Genomic DNA, 940 nt, shown 5'->3' with positions numbered 1-940 from the left:
GGTAGATTGCAAATTTAATCCGAATTTTTGGACAAATTTGTCAGCATAACCTGATACGGTGTTTTCCAGTCAAGTATTTTAAGAGGTCGCTGGTTAATTTGGAGTAACGTCGTCGTTAAATCTTGAGCACTAATGTGCTCAAAACGAGTCCCTTTAGGATAAAAATAACGTAAATTCCGATTAAAGCGTTAATTACTACCACGTTCAGCTGGCGTATAAGCATGGCAGTAATAGGTCTTAATACCATATTGTGATTCAAGTGATACTAGCCCACTAAACTCAGTGCCACGGTCCACAGTAAAGCTGTGCACCGGACCATTAAAAGTGGTTAGGAACTTAGTTAGTGCTTCATTAACAGTCGCTGTCGTCCGATCTTTTAACCGGTATGCCCAAAGGAACCGTGATTTGCGATCGATTAAAGTTAATAAAACTGCCTTACTATGCCCACGAGGACCAACGACTGTATCTAGTTCAAAATCGCCGATGCGATTACGTTGATTAATCATCATGGGACGCTGTTCAATTGATCGCCCCAAAGATTGATTATATTTGGATCGTTGGTCAACGTTACGCCGTTGGCGTACGCCATGTTCAGGTAGATCATTCAAGGAGAAACCAATTCTCCCCTGATTTAGCCAATTATAAATAGATTTAGTAGCTAGTTTAAATTCGTGAGCAATCATTCCTGGTGACCAGCTTAGACGTAAATGGTTGAGAATTTTTTGCTTTAACTCATCGCTCAGCTTAGTTTTCCGACCACATCGTGATCGCTTGTATTCGGCATCTGTTTGTGCTAATTCAGCCTGATAAGGTTGACATCGAGATAATTCATAAGAAATTGTTGACGGTGATCGGTTCAGCCGAACGCCCATTTGGATATTGGACAGCCCTAGTTCACAAAAGGTTTCGATTTTAATTCGTTCGGAATAGGTTATACTAG

The 940-nt window shown here is 40.7% G+C and carries 1 pseudogene; it reads right to left on the bottom strand.

The window, feature by feature from the left end:
- Positions 1-14: 14 nt before the first annotated feature.
- Positions 15-940 (bottom strand): annotated as a pseudogene (locus LSE01S_RS10700) (IS30-like element ISLpl1 family transposase); the annotation flags it as partial.

It is taken from the genome of Levilactobacillus senmaizukei DSM 21775 = NBRC 103853 (genome assembly GCF_001592085.1).
GTDB classification, from domain to species: Bacteria; Bacillota; Bacilli; order Lactobacillales; family Lactobacillaceae; genus Levilactobacillus; species Levilactobacillus senmaizukei.
The sequence above is the reverse complement of the archived record's forward strand: the minus strand, read 5'-3'. Positions and strand labels throughout refer to the sequence as shown.